This is a genomic window from Micromonospora sp. NPDC005174 (genome assembly GCF_040608495.1).
GTDB lineage: Bacteria > Actinomycetota > Actinomycetes > Mycobacteriales > Micromonosporaceae > Micromonospora.
Genome location: NZ_JBEXIJ010000008.1, coordinates 188,566 through 205,767, shown reverse-complemented (window position 1 = coordinate 205,767; position 17,202 = coordinate 188,566). Strand labels below are relative to the sequence as shown.

Genomic DNA, 17,202 nt, shown 5'->3' with positions numbered 1-17,202 from the left:
CCCGCGACGCCGCGGCTCACTCGATGCCGCGCAGGATGTGCCGCTCGTCCTCGACGTCGTCGTCGCCGGCGCCGATGCGCCCGAGCAGCACGGCGGCGGCCCAGATGGTCAGCGGGGTGGCGGCGCCGGTCATGCCGCCGCCGGTACGGTCGTGCGTGGTCTGGCTCCGCTCGTTACGCGGTGGCCTGCGCTGAGCCTGCATGGGCCCTGCCTCTCCTCGTCGAAGCCGTCGCGGGCGGCGCGGTGTGCGTCCGCGCCCCCGGCCGGGCGCCCGCTCACGGGTCACCACCGGTACGGCATCCACGTCGAACCATCCCACGTCACACCGCGTTCGCACCCCTTGTTTTCGGTTTCCCGACTCACGCCCGCCAAACCGGACAAACGAAACGGCCCGCCTCGCGGTCGGGCCGCTCAGGGCAGCGGGTGGGCGATGCCGCGGGCGTGGTCCGTGAGCGCCGCGCCGACCACTGTCGCCGCCACCGGCAGCACCTCCAGGCAGCGGCGGATCGCAGCGGCCATCAGCGTGTTCGGTACGCGCATCGACAGTGTGCAGTGCGGCACCCAGCGCCCCGGCTGGTAGTGCTCGACCAGCCCGACACCTGCGGCGGCGAGTCGGCCGTGCACCAGCCGGTGATGTGCCAGCAGCTCCGCCGTCGGCGTCGGGCCGAGCCACAGCACCCGCCCGACGAACTGCCCGGCGTGCTGGAAGTCGAGTCGCAGCGGAGCCGCCACGACCGTGCCGCGCAGCGCCTCGGCGACCTGGTCGGGGTCGAAGCGGGGCGCCACCGCGAGCGACACGTGCGGGCGGTGCCGCTGCTCCAACAGCGAGCGCATGCTCTGCACACCCTCGGCCTCCAGGGCGTCCCACAGCACCCGGATGCGCCGGGTGGCGTCCGGGTCCAGGTACAACTCCAGCGCCGCGACCACGTGATCACCGTAGCGGGGCAGGATCGGGTCGTCGGTGCCCGGCGGTACGGTGATCCAATACCGACCAGGAGGCGTACCCGTGGACGTGAGTGACCTGCTGACCGAGACGTACGACCGGCTGCCCGACCTCGTCCGCGGGGCGGTCGACGGCCTCACGCCCGAGCAGTTGCGCTGGGCGCCAGCCGAGGGCGCCAACTCGGTCGGCTGGCTGGTCTGGCACCTGACCCGCGTTCAGGACCATCACGTCGCCGACCTGCTCGACGCCGAGCAGATCTGGATGAGTGGCGACTGGGCGGGCCGGTTCGGGCTGGTCGCCGACCCGCACGACACCGGCTACGGTCACACGCCCGAGCAGGTCGCGGGAGTACGGCCGGAGAGCGCGCAGGCGCTGATCGACTACTACGGCACGGTCTCGGCGCGTACCGGATCGTTTCTCGCCGGGCTGCGTCCGGCGGACCTGGACCGCGTCGTCGACGAGTCGTGGGACCCGCCGGTCACCCTCGGCGTGCGGCTGGTCAGCATCGCCGACGACGACACGCAACACGCCGGCCAGGCCGCCTACGTCCGCGGCCTCATAAAGCAAGCCTGACCACCCCCACCCCCACCCCCACCCCACCCCAGCCCCGCCCCCGCGATCTTGCACTTTGGGTTGTTGATTTGGGGTCTTCTGGGCGATGTGTCGCCACAGAAAGTGCAAGATCGCGGGGGAGTGGGGCTCACCTGGTTCGGGTGAGGCCCGCTCACCCTTTTCCGGGTGATCCTGCGGGGATGCGGGAGGGGATGTGATGGTCACGACGGCGTCGAGCTACCTGGAGCAGCTGGACACGGGCCGGTCTTTCGACCTACCGGAGACGACCACCGGGACGCTCCGGCTGGACCTGCGCGACGACGGGCACACCGAGCACTGGTACCTGACCGTGGCGGGCCAGCACATCACGGTCACCCGCTCGGCCGAGGACGCGGACCTGATCGTCCGCGCCGCCCGTAGCGTCTTCGACGAGTTGGTCAACGGTGACCTGCCCCCGGGCACAGCCATGCTGCGCAACGAGCTGACCCTGCGGGGCGACATGCGGCTGCTGCTGGTGCTGCGGCGCGTCCTGCCGGGGCCGAAGGGTGCTCGACACCCACGCGAGCTGGGACGGGCCGCGCTGGCCCGCCGACACGCGTCCGCCGGGCGGGCGGGGTCCGGCGGGCGGGCGGGGTCCGGCGGGCGGGACGACCGGCCATGAGACAGGAACTCGTGCACGTCCTCGCCGGAAACGTGTTCGCCATCAGCGACGCCCAGGGTGACATCGAGATCGAGATGGATCCGCAGGCGCCGGTCGGGCTCTTCGCGTTCGACACGCGCTTCCTCTCGCACTGGGTGCTCACCATCGACGGGGAGCCGATCAACGCCCTCTCCCGCGACGACATGACGTACTTCGAGACCCGGTTCTTCCTGGTGCCCGGCGCGGCGAGCCACTACGTCGACGCCGACGTGTCGATCATCCGGCACCGCTCGATCCACGAGTGCTTCCACGAGAAGATCATTGTGCTCAACCACTCGCCGCAGCCCGCCGAGCTGACCGTACGCATGGAGATGGGCAGCGACTTCGCCGACATCAACGAGATCGGGGACGTGCGGCGGCGGGACGTACGGGTCGACGTCGACTCGGCGCGCCAGCGGCTCACCCTGCGCTACGAACGGCAGCGCTTCGTCCGCGAGACGACGATCAGCAGCACCGCCGCGGTCGATGTCGACGAAGGCGGGATGACGTTCCGCCTCCGCGTCGCCCCGCACGGGCGGTGGGAGACCGACCTGCACGTCGTCCTGGCCGTCGTCGGGGAGGGCGGTCAGGACATGCGGGCCAGCCTGCAGGCGCACCAGCAATCCGTCCGTACCGGGATGCGGGAGGATCTCCAGGACTGGCTCGACCGGGCGCCGCAGCTGGTGGCCGAGCGCGACGGCCTGGAGATGATGTACCGGGGGAGCCTCGCCGACCTGGCCGCGCTGCGCTACCGGCCACTGTCGACCGCCGAGCGCGTGCCGGTCGCCGGCCTGCCGTGGGCGATGGCCTTCCTAGGTCGGGACAGCATCATCACCTGCCTGGAGACGCTGGCGTTCACCCCGGAGCTGACGCCCGCCACGCTGCGGATGCTGGCCCTGGTGCAGGGCGGGCACCTCGACGACGAACGCGAGGAGGAGCCCGGCAAGATCATTTCTGAGCTCCGCTACGGCGAGTCGAGCGTCTTCGGCGAGCGACCGAGCGCGGTGTACTACGCCGGCGCCGACATGACCCCGCTGTTCGTCGTGCTGCTCGACGAGTACGAGCGCTGGTCCGGTGACGCCCAACTGGTCCGCGAGCTGGGTCAACCGGCCCGGATGGCGCTGGACTGGATCGACGAGTACGGCGACATGACCGGTGACGGTTACGTGCGCTACCAACGCCGCAACGAGCGCGTCGGCACGGTCAACCAGTCCTGGAAGGACTCCCCGGACGCGATCGTCGACGCGCACGGGCGGATGCCCGAGCTTCCCCTCGCCACCTGCGAGTTGCAGGGCTACGCGTACGACGCCAAGAGGCGCGGCGCCCGGCTGGCCCGCGAGTTCTGGGGCGATCCGGCGTACGCCGACCGCCTCGACGCGGAGGCGACGGCACTCAAGGAGCGGTTCAACAGGGACTTCTGGCTGCCGCACCGGGAGTACTACGCCCTGGCGCTCGACCCGTACGGCGAGCCGGTCGACGCCCTGTCGTCCAACATCGGGCACCTGCTGTGGAGCGGGATCGTCTCGGACGATCGGGCCGAGGCGGTCGCCGAGCACCTGGTCGGGCCCCGGCTGTTCAACGGCTGGGGCGTACGGACCTTCGCCGCCGGCCAGCGCCCGTACAACCCGGTGGGGTCGCACCTGGGGGCGGTGTGGCCGTCAGACAACGCCCTGATCGCCGCCGGGCTGCGGCACTACCGCTTCGACGCGCACGCGGCCCGGATCGCGGCCGGCATCTTCGACATGGCGCAGACGCTTGGCGGGGCGGTGCCGGAGCAGATCGCCGGCTACGAGCGGAGCCTGACGAAGTATCCGGTCCAGTTGCCCTCGGCCGGACGCCCGAAGTCGTGGTCGTCGGGAGCCCTGCTGATGTTGCTGGGCACCCTGCTGGGTCTGCGGCCCACCGGTGAGGACCTGCTGGTCAGGCCCGCCCTGCCCGCGGGTTTCGGCCGCGTCGACCTGCTCGGCGTCCCCGGACGCTGGGGCCACACCGACGCGTACGCCGGCGAGCGCTCCACCCAGCCGGTCAGACCTCCGACGTCCCCTCCCCGGTCCTGAGGTCGGCGGCCGTCGTGCCGTCCGTGCTCCTCTCGACGACGGGGGAGCACCCGAGCCGCCGGGCCGGGGGAGGGCGACGGTGTTGCGCCTGGGCGCGGCGGAAGCCCTGCACGGCGTGACCCAGACCGGCCAGCTCCCCGGGGCGGGCCGCGGCGCGAACCGCCGTCAGCAGCAGCACGACCGGATGCGCGGCAGCCGACGGCATGGCGGCGAGACCACCGAGCAGCCGCTCGGCGGTCTCCTGGTCTATCCGGTCCGCGCTCATCTCGTGTCCCTCAGCGCCGCCCCGTCGGGCGATGTCACATCCGCCTCCGGTCGGGGGGAGCGGAACACGAGGTGAACGTGGACCGGCGACCGCCGGACCGGGCTCAGCCCATGGTCTTCGCCCCGTCGATCGCCTCCCGCAGGATGTCGGCGTGCCCGGCGTGCTGGGACGTCTCGGCGATCAGGTGCAGCAGCACCCGACGCACCGTCCAACTCGCGCCCGGCTCGAACCACGGGGCCTGCGGCAGCGGGTGGGCCGCGTCCAGGTCGAGGGTGGCGATCAACTCGTCGGTGTGGGCGGCCACCGATCGGAACCGCTCGACCAACCCGGCCAGGGTCTCGCCCGGTGCCATCCGGAACTGGCCGACCCAGTCGATCTCGGACCGCTGCATCGCCTCCGCGCCACCCACGGCGAACAGCATCCACCGCTCCTCGGTGCCGGCGACGTGCTTGACGAGCCCGCCGAGGCAGAGCTCGCTCACGGTGCTACGGGTGGCCGCCTGCTCGTCGGTCAGCCCGTCGACGGTCTGCAGGAGGAAGCCCCGGTGCCGGCGCAGCGTCTGCAGCAGGTCGGCTCGTTCCCCGGTGAGCTGCGCGGTGCTGGTCATGGTGTCGCCCTTTCCTCGGAGTCCGTCGGCGGTCAGCCTAGGACCGGGCACCGACACTTCGAGGTCGAAACACGACGAGGCACCGGCCGCCAGCGGTTGCCGATCGGGGTGCGGGACTGTCCACTGAATGACATGGGTGTCATCAAGGTGGGCACGTCGTCCTGGGCCGACCAGACGTTGCTGCGGTCCGGCTGGTATCCCCGCTCGGCCAACACGCCAGCGCGCCGGCTGGCCTTCTACGCCAGCCGGTTCCCGCTGGTCGAGGTGGACACGTCCTACTACGCCGTTCCGGTGCCGGAGACGACGCAGGGCTGGGTCGAGGCGACGCCTGACGACTTCACCTTCAACGTCAAGGCGTTCAGCCTCTTCACCGGGCACCCCACGCCGGTCGCCGTGCTGCCTCGCGACCTGCGACCGGCCGCCGGCCCCAGCCGGGTCCGCCGGCGTGACCTGCCCGAGCAGACGTACGACGAGTTGTGGGTCCGCTTCCGGGCGGCGCTGGCCCCGGTCGCGGCCGCCGGCAAGTTGGGGACCGTGCTCCTGCAGTTCCCGCCCTGGCTGGCGCGCGGCGACGCCGCCGAGCGGCGCATCGTGGAGCTGGCCCAGCGGTGCCAGCCGTGGCGCGTGGCGGTGGAGCTGCGGCACGGGTCCTGGTTCGACGGCGCCGCCACGACCGCGACCCTGGACCTGCTGCGCGCGCACGACCTCTCACTGGTCTGCGTGGACATGCCGCAGGGGCATCCGTCGTCGGTGCCACCGATCCTGACGCGGACGGCGGAGCCGGCGATCGTCCGCTTCCACGGCCACAGCGACGCGTGGCGCGACGGCGACAAGCAGGACAAGTTCCGCTACGCGTACGCCGAGCAGGAACTGCGCGACTGGGCGGATCGACTGGCCGGGCTGGCCGCGGACGTCGACGACCTGCACGTGCTGTTCAACAACTGCTGTGCCGGGCAGGCCCAGCGCGACGCGACCCGGTTGGCGCAACTGCTCGCCGAGACCATGCTCGCCGACGAGCGGGTACCGGTCGGGCCGCGTCGGCCGTCCGACGGTCAGACCGTCGCGGCCTCGACCGGCTGACGGGCCGCCCGCGTGCACCCCGTCCCGAGCGGGGCACGCGGACAGCGGCGGGCGATCAGGAGCGTCGACCCCGGGTGCGTAGCGCGTCCTGGGAACGCTCGGTGACGTCCGCTTCGTCGGGAAAGCTCCGGCCGCTGGGCGCCGGGTCGGGCGGCGCGCCCGGCCCGGCCACCGTGGTGCGGGTGGGCTCGACCGAGCCGAAGCCGTGCCGGCCCGCCGGACCGCTCTGCCCGACCGGGGCGCCCGCGCGCCGTTCACCGCGCCGCCCCTCGGGCACCGCCGTCTCCTCGCTGCCCTCGTCCATCGGCGAGTCGTCGCCCGCACCCCAGGGCGCGTCGGCGTCGAAGTCGTCGCCCGTACCCCACGGGTTGGTCGCCTCCGGTTCGAGCCGGTCACCGCCGCGTCCCTCGTGTGCCGTCATGGCCACCTCGCTCGGTTGGTCCGCCGCTGTCGACGGACGGATTGCCCGGATGCCGGACCCGGTCCTGTCATTCGATGCCACCGGGCGCGGGGCCGGCCGATCCTCCGGCCCGGCGTGATCCCTGCCCCTCAGGCGTGCCGCGCGGGTGCGCGGGGTCGGCCGGTGCCCCGTCGTCGACGGTCCGGCGGGACACCGGCCGACCCGACGCTCAGCGTCCGGCCATCGCCATCTGCCGCTTGCCGACGCCCATGCCCATGCCCATCTTGGCCAGGCCCATCGGGGCGCCGCGCATCCCGCCGGTGCGGCTCAGGATCCCCCGCAGCACCTGGCCGGGCTTCTGCTGCTCACCCATGTACGCGGTGACCACGACCAGCGATCCGGTCAGTGCCGGGATCGCCCACTGGAGCAGCTTCATCTGTCGCTGCGAGGAGGCAACGCTGGCCGGTGTCTGGTGATTGGGCTCGGTGGCGCCGCTCACCGGCGGACCGCCCGCCTTCTCCAACCGCATGCCGACCAACCGGCTGTAGCCGGTGACGGCGAGCGCGCCGATCGTCAGGGCCGTCTTGATGGCGCTGGCCCGGCCGACGCCGCGCTGGGCCGCCACCCGTGGGCTCTCCGTGACCAGTTCGCCGACCGCTCCGGCGAGGTGCGCGCCGATCGCGGCCGCGTTGACCGGCGTCCACTTCGACCATCCGGCCGAGGCGACCGGGAGCCGCTGGGTCGAGTCGTTGATTTTCGCCGCTGCGCCGTTGACGCCGAAGGCACCCATGAGGGAGCCACCGAACCAGGCCGCCAGACCCAGATCGTGCATGGAGCGCAGTGCGGTGTGTCGTTCGGACATGTGATCCCCTTCCGCCGTGTCGGGCGACGCGGCTTACCCGTCGCCCGGGCGGCTAACCCCGTCGTCCGCCGGTCGATCCTCGCCAGGGTGGCGCGACAGGGACATACGGGCGTCGTGGTCGCAGATCGTCACCGGGAGGAGTCGTCGGCGTGGCGGCGGGTAGATCCCGTCGACGCTGACGGAGAGGGGAACGGCATGTCGCAGCCGGACGAGGTCCGCGAGAAGACTCCCAAGACCGATGCGGTGCTCATGCACCCGGACAACGATCCGCACCGCAACACCGCCGAGGTCGCGCCGCGCAAGGACCACGCGCCGATCGAGGTGGAACGCGACGGCGAGCGGACGCCGTTGGAGGAGGACTGAGCCGACACGACGGAGGCCCCGTCGGGTGACGGGGCCTCCGGTGGCAGAACCGGTCAGGAGACGGAGATCGTCCCGTTGCCGGCGCGGACACACGACACCGCGCGGGCGGCGGTGACCGCCGCGCCGGCGAGGCACTGGCCCAGCACCTGGTGCCCGGTGGCGTTCGGGTGCCACGACTCCTGGCAGGTCTGGAAGTAGCTGACGCAGGTGTTGGCGATCCGCTGGATGGCGATCTTGTCCTTGCCGGCGAGGCTGGTCACGAAGGTGCCCGTCGCGCCGTCCTGGAGCCGGATGGGGGTGGCCAGCGCGCCGGTCGGGCTGGACGTCGACTCGCACAGCCGCGCGCCGTCGAAGGCCCGCTGCACGTTCAGGTAGACCAGGTCGTCGTTGGGGAACTCGGCGGCCAGGGTGTCCCGGGTGGACTTGACGATGCCACCGAGACCCTGCGAGAAGCGGTGTCCCGGGGCGAGGCTGGCCAGGTGGATCGGGCATCCGGCCGCGTACCGCTCGGCGCCGAGGTCACGGAACTTGTCCCGGGTGTCGTCCCGACCGTCCTCCTCGTAGAACGCCGGGTTCAGGTCCAGCGGCAGCGGGTTGGTGTAGTCCTGGAACACGATTCGGTGCTGCCCGTCCGCGTCCACCTGGTCGAGGGTGGTCAGGATCTGGCGTACGGCGGCGGTGGTCTCCGCGGTCGCGGCGCTGAGCTGCGCGGCCGTGGCCAGGTCCGCGTCGCTGCACGGCTTCTGCTCCACCGGCCCGTTCAGGTACGCCCAGAACTCCCACCAGCCGGTCCAGGCGTCGGCGATGAACCGGTTCGCGCACGTCTCCGCGACGCTGCCGAAGGTGAACGAGCTGTTGTTGGAACCGAGGCCGATCAGCACCAGGTCGATGTCCTGGGTCTGCGCGACGGCACGCAGCTGGTCGAGCTGCGCGGCCACCGTACGGCCGTTGGTCCGCGCCTGGGAGGCGTTGGCGATGTCGTGCGGCTGGCCGCCGGAGCAGGCCAGGTTGAACCGGTTCTGGATGCCGGGCAGGTTCGCCTGGTTCAGCGAGGCGTTCGCCGACCGGTGGCAGAAGAAGGCGTTGTTGTTCGGCGCGGTCCAGCCGGGGAAACCCTGGGAGACCCCGTTGGTGTCGACCACCGGGGTGTATGCCCCAGCGCCCTCTCCGCTGATGAAGCTGTCACCGAGCGCCACGGCGGCGGTGGGCAGCGCGGCGGTAGCGGGGGCGGGCAGCGCGACGGCGGTCGACAACGCGGCTGTGACGATCGTGAGTGCCGCGGCGAGCGCGGTACGGCGGAACCTGGGCATGGGGCCCCCATCCATCGAAAGATGAAAGATTCTCTGAGAGCGCGATCAGATCACCCCTGTGCAACGGGCGTCAATGGCCCGTAACAGAATCGTTCGACGAAAGACACGACGGCTCCGGGCGCAACGGTGTGCGCCCAGCACGGGGTCACCCAGCACTGTGGATGGCGTCGAACGCCGGTGCGCGCGCCGGCCTAGCGCGAGGGTGCCTCCGGCGTCACGCGCCCGCGCCGGCGTCAACCTCGGAGCGGGCGCGCACGGCCGCGCCGAGCGCGTTCAGACCGACACCCCAGATCAGGAGTACGCAGAACCACTGCGTCCACCGCAGCGCGCTCATCTCTCCGGACAGCAGATGGCGGACGCTGCCGAACGGCGTGAGCCACGGCTGTGCCGGACGCAGCGCGTCCACCGCCCCCAGCAGCCCGAACAGGCCCAGCGGGAGGACGATCGTGGCGAGGAACGCGACCACCCGCGAGCGCAGCAGCAGGCCCAGTCCGGTGCCCACCAGACCGGCGACGAGCTGCACCAGCACGCTGCCCACCGCCACCGTGCCGACGTGCCGCCACCGATCGTCCACCCCGCCGGCCGGGGTCACGGCCAGTGTCGCGGCGCAGATCGCCACACCACCGACGCCGATCACGACCGCCGGCAGCAGTACCCCGAACACGGTCGGGACGACGTCGGCGCGAGCCCGGCGTGGATCACGTACGAGCAGGATGCCGAACAGTGGCGTCGCCACCGACATCAGGCTCTGGACCGTGCCCGACAGGTCGACGAACGTCCGGTCGGTGGGTGCCGCCGTCGCGACGAGCGCCACGGCGGTGAGCAGCCCCGCCAGGAGGGTGCCGGCGAGCAGCCAGCGGCGGGTGCGCGTACCGAGGGAGCGCCGCAGGGCGTCGCGTGTCGTTTCGTCCACCACGGCAACCTCCCGGCCTCCGCCATGCATGCAACAGGAACCGTACCGGCGATGACTGTCGCTGCGTGGTCCCGCGATCACCGTGCATCTCCCGGGTCGTCACCGATCGTGCCGCTCGGCAGCCGCGCCCAGCGGTATGCGGCACCTCGTCTCCTTTGTGCTCACGGGATGTGACAGACGTGGACAGTGCTGGATCTCTGTCTCTACAGTTCCCCCGTCTGGCCGTCTCACATACACGGGGGTTGCGGTGGCCATTGGCCGCTCCATGCATGCTGTCCACATTCCGAAATCATCAACCCGTCGCCTGCTCGCCGCCGGATTCGCGGCGTCCATCGGCGTCGCCCTCCTCGCCGCACCCGCGTCGGCCGTGCCGACGTCGACGGGCGGTACCACGTCCAGCGGTACGACCGCGCGGGACGCCGCCCACGCGACCGCCACGGCCACGCGTACCGGTCAGCGCGTCGAGGTCGAATCGGCACGTAGCGAGCTGACCCAGGTCTTCGCCAAGCCGGGTGGCGGCTTCGTCGCCGAGACCGCAGCCGTTCCACAGCGGGTCCGCCAGGCCGACGGCTCCTGGTCCGAGGTCGACCTGTCGTTGCACCGCGCGGCGAGCGGCTGGCGACCGGCGGTCTCCCCGGCCACCGTGCTGTTCTCGGCCGGCGGGCACGGTCCCGCCGCCACCCTGACCAACGGCGCCAAGTCGATGACGCTGGGCTGGCTCGGCGCGCTGCCCGCGCCGAGCGTGTCCGGGGACGCCGCCACCTACCCCGAGGTCCTGCCCGGTGTGGACCTGGTGCTGACGGCCACCCACACCGGCTTCACCCACGTCCTCGTGGTGAAGACCCCGCAGGCGGCGGCGAACCCGGCGCTGCGGGAGATCCGCTTCGACCTCGGGGGCGACGCACGGTTCCGGCGGGAGGCCGACGGCTCGCTGCGGGCGCTCGCCGGCGGGGCGGAGGTGGCACGCGCCGCCACCGCGCAGATGTGGGACTCCTCCGGCCCTGCCGGTGCGCCTCGTGCGGCGGCCTCCTCGCCGTCCGGTCCCGGCCTGGCCGCGCGTACCTCCTCCGTGGCGACCGCCGTCGACGCGGCGGGCGACCTTGTGCTGCGCCCGTCCGCGGGCCTGCTCGACCCGGCGAAGGCGACCTTCCCGGTCTACATCGACCCGGCCTGGTCCGCCCTCCCCTCCCGCTGGGCGTACGCCACCACCAACAACTCCACCAACACCGACACCTCGGCTGCCCGGGTCGGATTGAACCCGGACAGCGGGGTCGTCTACCGCTCCTATTTCGAGTTCCCCACTCTCAATCTCAGCGGCAAACTCATCAAGTCGGCGTATGTGCAGGTGGTGGCGACCCACACCTGGTCCTGCTTCGACACCCCGACCTACCTCTACCAGTCGGGCCCGATCACGAGCACCCCCCGCACCGCCTGGGCGCCCGCGCTGACCACGCTGCGCGCCTCCGCCAACTCGCACGCCAACCCGGGGGCGGGCTGCACCGACGCGCCGCAGCCGCCGATGATGGTGCGATTCACCGGCAGCGTCACCGCCGGCGTCAGCAGCGCGGCGGCCGCGCACCTGAGCACGATCACCTACGGGCTCTGCGCGTGCAGCGACTCGTCCGGGACCGGCGAGAGCACGGCGAACCGGTGGAAGAAGTTCGACCCGAGCTCGGCACGCCTGCTGGTCGACTACGACACGCCGCCCACCCAGCCCACCGCTCTCCAGGTCGGTGGCGCGGCCTGTGTCACGGGCGAACGGGTCACCCTCGCCACCCCGCCGACCCTTTCCGCCGTCTTCCCCGACGCGGACTCCGGCCAGGTCCTCCAGACGGCGTACGAACTGCTGGAGATCCCCGCCTCGGGCGTCTACGACAGCGCCACGCCGCGCATGACCGCGCCGACGGGCTCCACCGTCCTGGCCGGCGCCCGCTCCACCACGGCAGTGGTGACCGGCACGACCAACGGGAAGTCGTACGCCTTCCGGACCCGCAGTGACGACGGCTACGTGGCCAGCCCCTGGTCGGGGTGGTGCGAGTTCACGATCGACAACCAGCCGCCCACGGTGAGCGTGGACGCGGTCACCAGTCCCGCCCCGCCCGGTGAGCTCTACACCTACAAGCTGCGTTCGCTGGACCTGGACGTGGTCAGTTTCCGCTACGGCTGGAGCAACCCTCCCACCGAGGAGGCGGAGGCCGGCACGAGCCTCGGCTGGACCGGCAAGACCGTTTCGGTGACCCTGGCGACGCCCGCCTACGGCACGAACACGCTGTACGTGGCCGCCGTGGACAGCGTCGGGAACGTCGGCTACAGCTCGCTTGTTATCCAGGTGCCGGCCCCGTAGGGCAGCCGACCACCAACCGGTCACGGCGCGGCTGACGCGTCGAAACCGGACAACAGCACACGATGTCGAGGCTCGCATTCGCACCGGGGATGCGGGCCTCGACTGCGGGGTGCCGTCGTCGTGTCACATCTGCCGGTTAGGCTCGCTGCGGCGCGCGCCGGCCGACCGATCAGTTCGGACGCGGCACCACACCGCCGAGACCGGGGAGTACGACCAGTTGACCGCAGAGCCTGACACCCTGTACGGGGCCGATGACCTCACCCACCTTGAGGGGCTGGACGCTGTCCGCAAGCGGCCCGGCATGTACATCGGTTCCACCGACAGCCGTGGCGTGGGTCACCTCGTCAACGAGATCCTCGACAACTCCACCGACGAGGGTGTCGCCGGTCACGCGAGCAACGTCGAGGTGATCCTGCACGCCGACGGTTCGGTGCAGGTCGACGACGACGGTCGCGGCATCCCCACCGACGTGCACGCCAAGTCCGGCATCTCCGGCGTCGAGCTGGTGCTGACCCGCCTGCACGCGGGCGGCAAGTTCGGCGGCTCCGGCTACAAGACCTCCGGCGGTCTGCACGGCGTTGGCGCCTCCGCCGTCAACGCGCTGTCCCGTCGTTTCGACGTCACCGTCCGCCGCGCCGGCAAGGTCCACTCGATGTCGTTCCGGCACGGCGTGCCGGGGATCTTCGACGGCGACGGGCCGGACGCGTCCTTCACCGCCGGCCCCGGCCTCCAGGTGACCGGGGCGATGAAGCGCGGCCAGCGCACCGGCACGTCCATCCGCTGGTGGCACGACGCCCGCTACTTCGAGACCGGCGCGGCGCTCGACATCGACGCCGTCCGGATGAAGCTGCGCAACACCGCGTTCCTGGTCCCCGGCGTGACGTACCTGCTGCGTGACCTGACCGGCGAGGCGCCCGCCGAGGAGCGGTTCCACTACCCCAACGGGCTCAGCGACATGGTCGAGTTCCTCGCGCCGGCCGGTGACCGGCCGGTCTCCGGCATCCTGCTGGTCAACGGCGAGGGGACCTACCGGGAGAACGCCGCCGACGCCAACGGTGTCATGCAGTCCAACGTGCAGCGCCGCGCCGAGGTGGAGGTGGCGTTCCGCTGGGGCACCGGCTACGAGCGCACCGTCGAGTGCTTCACCAACACGATCCGTAACGCCCACGGTGGCACCCACCGCAAGGGCTTCGAACGGGCCCTCGTGCGCACCCTCGCCGACGCCGTCCGCAACACCCGCGGCCTGCTCAAGGCCAAGGAGGAGCCGCCGACCCTGGACGACGTCCTGGAGGGCATGACGGCCGTGGTGCACGTGCGGATTCCCGAGCCGCAGTTCACCTCCCAGACCAAGGACGAGCTGTCCACCACCGGCATCACCAAGGTCCTGCAGAGCCTCGTCGACGCGCACGTCAAGGCCTGGCTGGAGGACCGGCGCACCAAGGCCGAGGCGCGCGTCGTCCTGCAGAAGATCGTCGACGCGGCGCGGGTACGACTCACCCAGAAGCAGCAGAAGGACGCCGCCCGGCGTAAGACCGCCCTGGAGGGCGCGTCCATGCCGCCGAAGCTGGTCGACTGTCGCGCGACGGGCATCGACCGCAGTGAGCTGTTCATCGTGGAGGGCGACAGCGCGCTGGGGACGAGCCGGATGGCGCGCTCGTCGGAATACCAGGCGCTGCTGCCCATCCGGGGCAAGATCCTCAACGTGCAGAAGGCCAACCTCCAGCAGGTTCTGGACAATGCCGAGTGCGCGGCCATCGTCCAGGTGCTGGGGGCGGGTTCGGGGCGGACGTTCGACCTCTCCGCGCTGCGCTACGGCCGCGTGCTGATCATGGCCGACGCCGACGTGGACGGCGCGCACATCCGTACGCTGCTGATCACCCTCTTCGCCCGCTACATGCGGCCGTTGATCGAGGCCGGTCGTCTCTACGCGGCGATGCCGCCCCTGCACAAGATCACGACCAAGGGGCGGAACCCGCAGACCGTCTACACCTACACCCAGGCCGAGATGGAGACGACGGTCCGCAAGCTGGAGAAGGCCGGCAAGCAGATCGTCACGCCCATCCCGCGCTTCAAGGGCCTCGGTGAGATGGACGCCGACGAGCTGTGGGACACCACGATGAACCCGGCCACCCGGGCCGTCCGCCGGATCACCCTCGACGACGTGGACGCCGCCGAGCGCATCCTCGAACTGCTGATGGGCGAGAAGGTCGAGCCGCGCCGCAACTGGCTCATCGACTCCGCCGACCGGGTCGACCGCGAGGCGATCGACGCATGAGCACCTGTCTCGTTCGAGTGGAGAGCTGAGTCATGGCACGCCGTAAGGACAACAAGGTCGATCTCTCCTCGTTCGACCAGGCCGGCGCGCGGGTCTTCGACAACCCGCTGGTGACCGAGGTCTCGGACTCCTACCTGGAGTACGCCTTCTCGGTCATCCACTCCCGTGCCCTGCCGGATGCCCGCGACGGCCTCAAGCCCGTGCACCGGCGGATCCTCTGGTCGATGTACGAGCAGGGCTACCGCCCGGATCGCGGCCACGTGAAGTCCGCCCGAATTGTCGGCGATACAATGGGAAAGTACCATCCGCACGGCGACACGGCGATCTACGACGCGATGGTCCGCCTCGCGCAGGACTTCTCGCTCAACGTGCCGCTAATCGACGGGCACGGCAACTTTGGATCTCCAGACGACGGCCCGGCTGCCAGCCGCTACACCGAAGCCCGGATGTCCCGCGAGGCGATGCTGCTCGTCGGTGAGCTGGGCGAGGACACGGTCGACGTCGAGCCCAACTACGACGGTTCGTTGACGCAGCCGACCGTGCTGCCGGCGGCCTTTCCGAACCTGCTGGTCAACGGCGCGTCCGGGATCGCGGTCGGCATGGCCACCAACATGATCCCGCACAACCTCGCCGAGGTGGTCTCCGCGGCCCGGTGGCTGATCAACCACCCGGACGCCACCCTGGACCGGCTCATGGAGTTCGTCCCCGGCCCCGACCTGCCCACCGGCGGCGTGCTGCTCGGCCTCGACGAGGTGCGCCGGGCGTACGAGACCGGGCGCGGCGTGGTGCGGATGCGCGGCAAGGTGGAGATCGGTCCCATCGAGGGCAGTCGGGGTCGCCAGGCCATCACCGTGGTCGAGTTGCCCTACGGCGTCGGCGCGGAGAAGGTCATCGCGGCGATCACCAACGAGGTCACCAAGACCAAGCGGCTGACCGGCATCGCGGACGTCAAGGACCTCACCGACCGGGAGAGCGGCACCCGCCTCGTGGTCGAGTGCAAGGTCGGGGTCAATCCGCAGGCCCTGCTCGCCGACCTGTACCGGTTGACCCCGTTGGAGCAGTCCTTCGGCGTCAACAACCTCGTGCTGGTCGACGGTCAGCCCCGTACCCTCGGGTTGAAGGCCCTGCTGGAGGTCTTCCTGGCCCACCGGTACGAGGTGGTCACCCGGCGCAGCTCCTACCGTCGGCGCAAGCGCGAGGAGCGGCTGCACCTGGTCGACGGTCTGCTGGTCGCGCTGCTCGACATCGACCGGGTGGTCCGTCTGATCCGTGGCAGCGACGACGCGCAGGAGGCCAAGGACGGGCTGATGAGCCAGTTCGGCCTCTCCGACATCCAGGCCACGTACATCCTGGACACGCCGCTGCGCCGGCTCACGAAATTCGACCGGATCGAGCTGGAGGCCGAGCAGGAGCGGCTGCGTGCCGAGATCGCCGAGCTGTCCACGATCCTCGACGACGAGCGGGTGCTCAAGAAGCTGGTCTCCGACGAGTTGGCCGCCGTGGTCAAGCAGTTCGGCACCGAACGTCGTACGACCCTTGTCGACGGTGACCTGAAGGAGGTGCTGGCGGCGTCCGCGCCGGCCGGCCCGCTGGAGGTCGCCGACGACCCGTGCCAGGTGATCCTCTCGGCGACCGGGCTGGTCGCCCGGACCGCGGCCGAGTCGGAGGAGAGCGCCGAGGGGCGCCGACGCAACGGTCGGGTCAAGCACGACACGGTACGCGCGATCGTGCACTCCACCGCCCGTGGCCGGGTGCTGCTGATCACGAGCGCGGGTCGCGCCTTCAAGGTCGACGTACTGCCGCTGCCGGTGCTCCCCGAGCAGGCCGGCACGGTGTCGCTGCGCGGCGGCATGTCCGCCGCCGAGCTGGCGCCGCTGGAGGCGGGGGAGACCGTTGTCGGTCTGGTCCCGCTCAGCGGCGCTGCCGACACCTCACCCGGGCTTGCGCTGGGCACCCGGCACGGCGTGGTGAAGGTGTGCGCGCCGGAGTGGCCGGTGCGCTCCGACGAGTTCGAGGTGATCGGCCTGCGGGACGGTGACGAGGTGGTCGGGGCGACCTGGTTGACCGACGGCACCGAGACGCTGACCTTCGTCACCTCGGAGGCGTCGTTGCTGCGCTTCGCTGCCGGGCTGGTCCGCCCGCAGGGCCTCAAGGGCGGCGGCATGGCCGGCATCAACCTGCCGGCCGGCGCGCGGGTGGTCTTCTTCGGCGCGGTACGCACCGACGACCCGGGTCACGGCGAGCCGATGGTGGTCACCTCCACCGGGGCGACGGTCAAGGTCACGCCGTTCCAGGCGTACCCGGCGAAGGGCCGGGCGACCGCCGGCGTGCGTGCCCACCGCTTCCTCAAGGGTGAGACGGACGTCGCCGTGGCCTGGGTGGGACCGCGTCCGGTCGGCGCGACAGTCACCGGCGACCCGGTGGAGCTGCCGGCAGCCGACCCGCGCCGCGACGGCAGCGGCTTCGCGGTGATGCTCGGCCCAACGGTGGTAGGCCACCTGATCGAACGCGACTGACCGCCCCCACCCACCCCCACGGCCCCTCCGGGCCTG

General features: G+C 71.5%; 16 protein-coding genes. 8 read left to right on the top strand and 8 right to left on the bottom strand.

Annotated features, from left to right (window positions below):
• Positions 1-16: 16 nt before the first annotated feature.
• Together ABZU91_RS12550 and ABZU91_RS12545 are read right to left on the bottom strand one after the other, a co-directional pair.
• A complete protein-coding gene (locus tag ABZU91_RS12550) occupies positions 17-202 on the bottom strand; it encodes a hypothetical protein (protein ID WP_355238168.1) in 186 nt (61 codons plus the stop codon).
• 209 nt (positions 203-411) lie between these two features.
• Positions 412-927 (bottom strand): 2'-5' RNA ligase family protein, encoded by a 516-nt coding sequence (locus ABZU91_RS12545; protein WP_355238165.1) that lies wholly within the window; start codon positions 925-927, stop codon positions 412-414.
• Positions 928-1,006: 79 nt separating this feature from the next.
• Between ABZU91_RS12545 and ABZU91_RS12540 the strand changes: the two genes are divergently transcribed.
• The 3 genes from ABZU91_RS12540 to ABZU91_RS12530 all read left to right on the top strand — a co-directional run bounded on the left by ABZU91_RS12540 (position 1,007) and on the right by ABZU91_RS12530 (position 4,231).
• Positions 1,007-1,516: a DUF664 domain-containing protein gene (locus tag ABZU91_RS12540; RefSeq protein ID WP_355238162.1), complete on the top strand. Its 510-nt coding sequence runs from the start codon at positions 1,007-1,009 to the stop codon at positions 1,514-1,516.
• 196 nt (positions 1,517-1,712) lie between these two features.
• Positions 1,713-2,156, top strand: coding sequence for an SCP2 sterol-binding domain-containing protein (locus ABZU91_RS12535; protein WP_355238159.1), 444 nt, complete (start codon positions 1,713-1,715; stop codon positions 2,154-2,156).
• A complete protein-coding gene (locus ABZU91_RS12530; RefSeq protein WP_355238156.1) occupies positions 2,153-4,231 on the top strand; it encodes a glycogen debranching N-terminal domain-containing protein in 2,079 nt (692 codons plus the stop codon). Before ABZU91_RS12535 ends, ABZU91_RS12530 begins: the two co-directional genes overlap by 4 nt.
• Here ABZU91_RS12530 and ABZU91_RS12525 read toward each other — a convergent pair.
• Together ABZU91_RS12525 and ABZU91_RS12520 are read right to left on the bottom strand one after the other, a co-directional pair.
• Positions 4,200-4,496: a hypothetical protein gene (locus tag ABZU91_RS12525; RefSeq protein ID WP_355238153.1), complete on the bottom strand. Its 297-nt coding sequence runs from the start codon at positions 4,494-4,496 to the stop codon at positions 4,200-4,202. The two genes, ABZU91_RS12530 and ABZU91_RS12525, sit on opposite strands and share 32 nt — an antisense overlap.
• Positions 4,497-4,599: 103 nt before the next feature.
• Complete coding sequence (locus tag ABZU91_RS12520) at positions 4,600-5,103, bottom strand: DinB family protein (protein WP_355238150.1); 504 nt, start codon at positions 5,101-5,103, stop codon at positions 4,600-4,602.
• A 132-nt stretch (positions 5,104-5,235) separates the two neighbouring features.
• Here ABZU91_RS12520 and ABZU91_RS12515 point away from each other — a divergent pair, with 132 nt between their 5' ends.
• Complete coding sequence (locus ABZU91_RS12515) at positions 5,236-6,183, top strand: DUF72 domain-containing protein (protein ID WP_355238147.1); 948 nt, start codon at positions 5,236-5,238, stop codon at positions 6,181-6,183.
• Between the two features lie 55 nt (positions 6,184-6,238).
• Here the strand turns inward: ABZU91_RS12515 and ABZU91_RS12510 are convergent, their stop codons facing one another.
• Together ABZU91_RS12510 and ABZU91_RS12505 are read right to left on the bottom strand one after the other, a co-directional pair.
• Complete coding sequence (locus ABZU91_RS12510; RefSeq protein ID WP_355238144.1) at positions 6,239-6,604, bottom strand: hypothetical protein; 366 nt, start codon at positions 6,602-6,604, stop codon at positions 6,239-6,241.
• A gap of 208 nt (positions 6,605-6,812) precedes the next feature.
• The gene (locus ABZU91_RS12505) at positions 6,813-7,445 is read right to left on the bottom strand and encodes a hypothetical protein (protein ID WP_355238141.1); all 633 of its coding nucleotides are present in this window, start codon (positions 7,443-7,445) and stop codon (positions 6,813-6,815) included.
• A gap of 195 nt (positions 7,446-7,640) precedes the next feature.
• Between ABZU91_RS12505 and ABZU91_RS12500 the strand changes: the two genes are divergently transcribed.
• Entirely contained in the window at positions 7,641-7,808 is a 168-nt protein-coding gene (locus ABZU91_RS12500) for a hypothetical protein (protein WP_355238138.1), read from the top strand.
• A gap of 53 nt (positions 7,809-7,861) precedes the next feature.
• Here ABZU91_RS12500 and ABZU91_RS12495 read toward each other — a convergent pair whose 3' ends face one another.
• Both ABZU91_RS12495 and ABZU91_RS12490 read right to left on the bottom strand, forming a co-directional pair.
• The gene (locus ABZU91_RS12495) at positions 7,862-9,118 is read right to left on the bottom strand and encodes a hypothetical protein (protein WP_355238135.1); all 1,257 of its coding nucleotides are present in this window, start codon (positions 9,116-9,118) and stop codon (positions 7,862-7,864) included.
• A gap of 214 nt (positions 9,119-9,332) precedes the next feature.
• Positions 9,333-10,031, bottom strand: coding sequence for a hypothetical protein (locus ABZU91_RS12490; protein ID WP_355238132.1), 699 nt, complete (start codon positions 10,029-10,031; stop codon positions 9,333-9,335).
• A gap of 265 nt (positions 10,032-10,296) precedes the next feature.
• Between ABZU91_RS12490 and ABZU91_RS12485 the strand changes: the two genes are divergently transcribed.
• The 3 genes from ABZU91_RS12485 (at position 10,297) to ABZU91_RS12475 (ending at position 17,166) form a co-directional block, all read left to right on the top strand.
• Positions 10,297-12,375 (top strand): hypothetical protein, encoded by a 2,079-nt coding sequence (locus ABZU91_RS12485; protein WP_355238129.1) that lies wholly within the window; start codon positions 10,297-10,299, stop codon positions 12,373-12,375.
• 145 nt (positions 12,376-12,520) lie between these two features.
• Positions 12,521-14,650, top strand: coding sequence for a DNA topoisomerase IV subunit B (locus tag ABZU91_RS12480; RefSeq protein ID WP_355238308.1), 2,130 nt, complete (start codon positions 12,521-12,523; stop codon positions 14,648-14,650).
• A 32-nt stretch (positions 14,651-14,682) separates the two neighbouring features.
• Positions 14,683-17,166: a DNA topoisomerase IV subunit A gene (locus ABZU91_RS12475; RefSeq protein ID WP_355238126.1), complete on the top strand. Its 2,484-nt coding sequence runs from the start codon at positions 14,683-14,685 to the stop codon at positions 17,164-17,166.
• Positions 17,167-17,202 lie beyond the last annotated feature (36 nt).

What these genes read in the sequence shown, in the direction of transcription:
- ABZU91_RS12515 (WP_355238147.1), top strand. Translation starts at nt 5,236, where the DNA reads ATGGGTGTCATCAAGGTGGGCACGTCGTCCTGGGCCGACCAGACGTTG.
- ABZU91_RS12525 (WP_355238153.1), bottom strand. Translation starts at nt 4,496, where the DNA reads ATGAGCGCGGACCGGATAGACCAGGAGACCGCCGAGCGGCTGCTCGGT.
- ABZU91_RS12510 (WP_355238144.1), bottom strand. Translation starts at nt 6,604, where the DNA reads ATGACGGCACACGAGGGACGCGGCGGTGACCGGCTCGAACCGGAGGCG.
- ABZU91_RS12495 (WP_355238135.1), bottom strand. Translation starts at nt 9,118, where the DNA reads ATGCCCAGGTTCCGCCGTACCGCGCTCGCCGCGGCACTCACGATCGTC.
- ABZU91_RS12520 (WP_355238150.1), bottom strand. Translation starts at nt 5,103, where the DNA reads ATGACCAGCACCGCGCAGCTCACCGGGGAACGAGCCGACCTGCTGCAG.
- ABZU91_RS12550 (WP_355238168.1), bottom strand. Translation starts at nt 202, where the DNA reads ATGCAGGCTCAGCGCAGGCCACCGCGTAACGAGCGGAGCCAGACCACG.
- ABZU91_RS12505 (WP_355238141.1), bottom strand. Translation starts at nt 7,445, where the DNA reads ATGTCCGAACGACACACCGCACTGCGCTCCATGCACGATCTGGGTCTG.
- ABZU91_RS12475 (WP_355238126.1), top strand. Translation starts at nt 14,683, where the DNA reads ATGGCACGCCGTAAGGACAACAAGGTCGATCTCTCCTCGTTCGACCAG.
- ABZU91_RS12485 (WP_355238129.1), top strand. Translation starts at nt 10,297, where the DNA reads ATGCATGCTGTCCACATTCCGAAATCATCAACCCGTCGCCTGCTCGCC.
- ABZU91_RS12500 (WP_355238138.1), top strand. Translation starts at nt 7,641, where the DNA reads ATGTCGCAGCCGGACGAGGTCCGCGAGAAGACTCCCAAGACCGATGCG.
- ABZU91_RS12535 (WP_355238159.1), top strand. Translation starts at nt 1,713, where the DNA reads ATGGTCACGACGGCGTCGAGCTACCTGGAGCAGCTGGACACGGGCCGG.
- ABZU91_RS12530 (WP_355238156.1), top strand. Translation starts at nt 2,153, where the DNA reads ATGAGACAGGAACTCGTGCACGTCCTCGCCGGAAACGTGTTCGCCATC.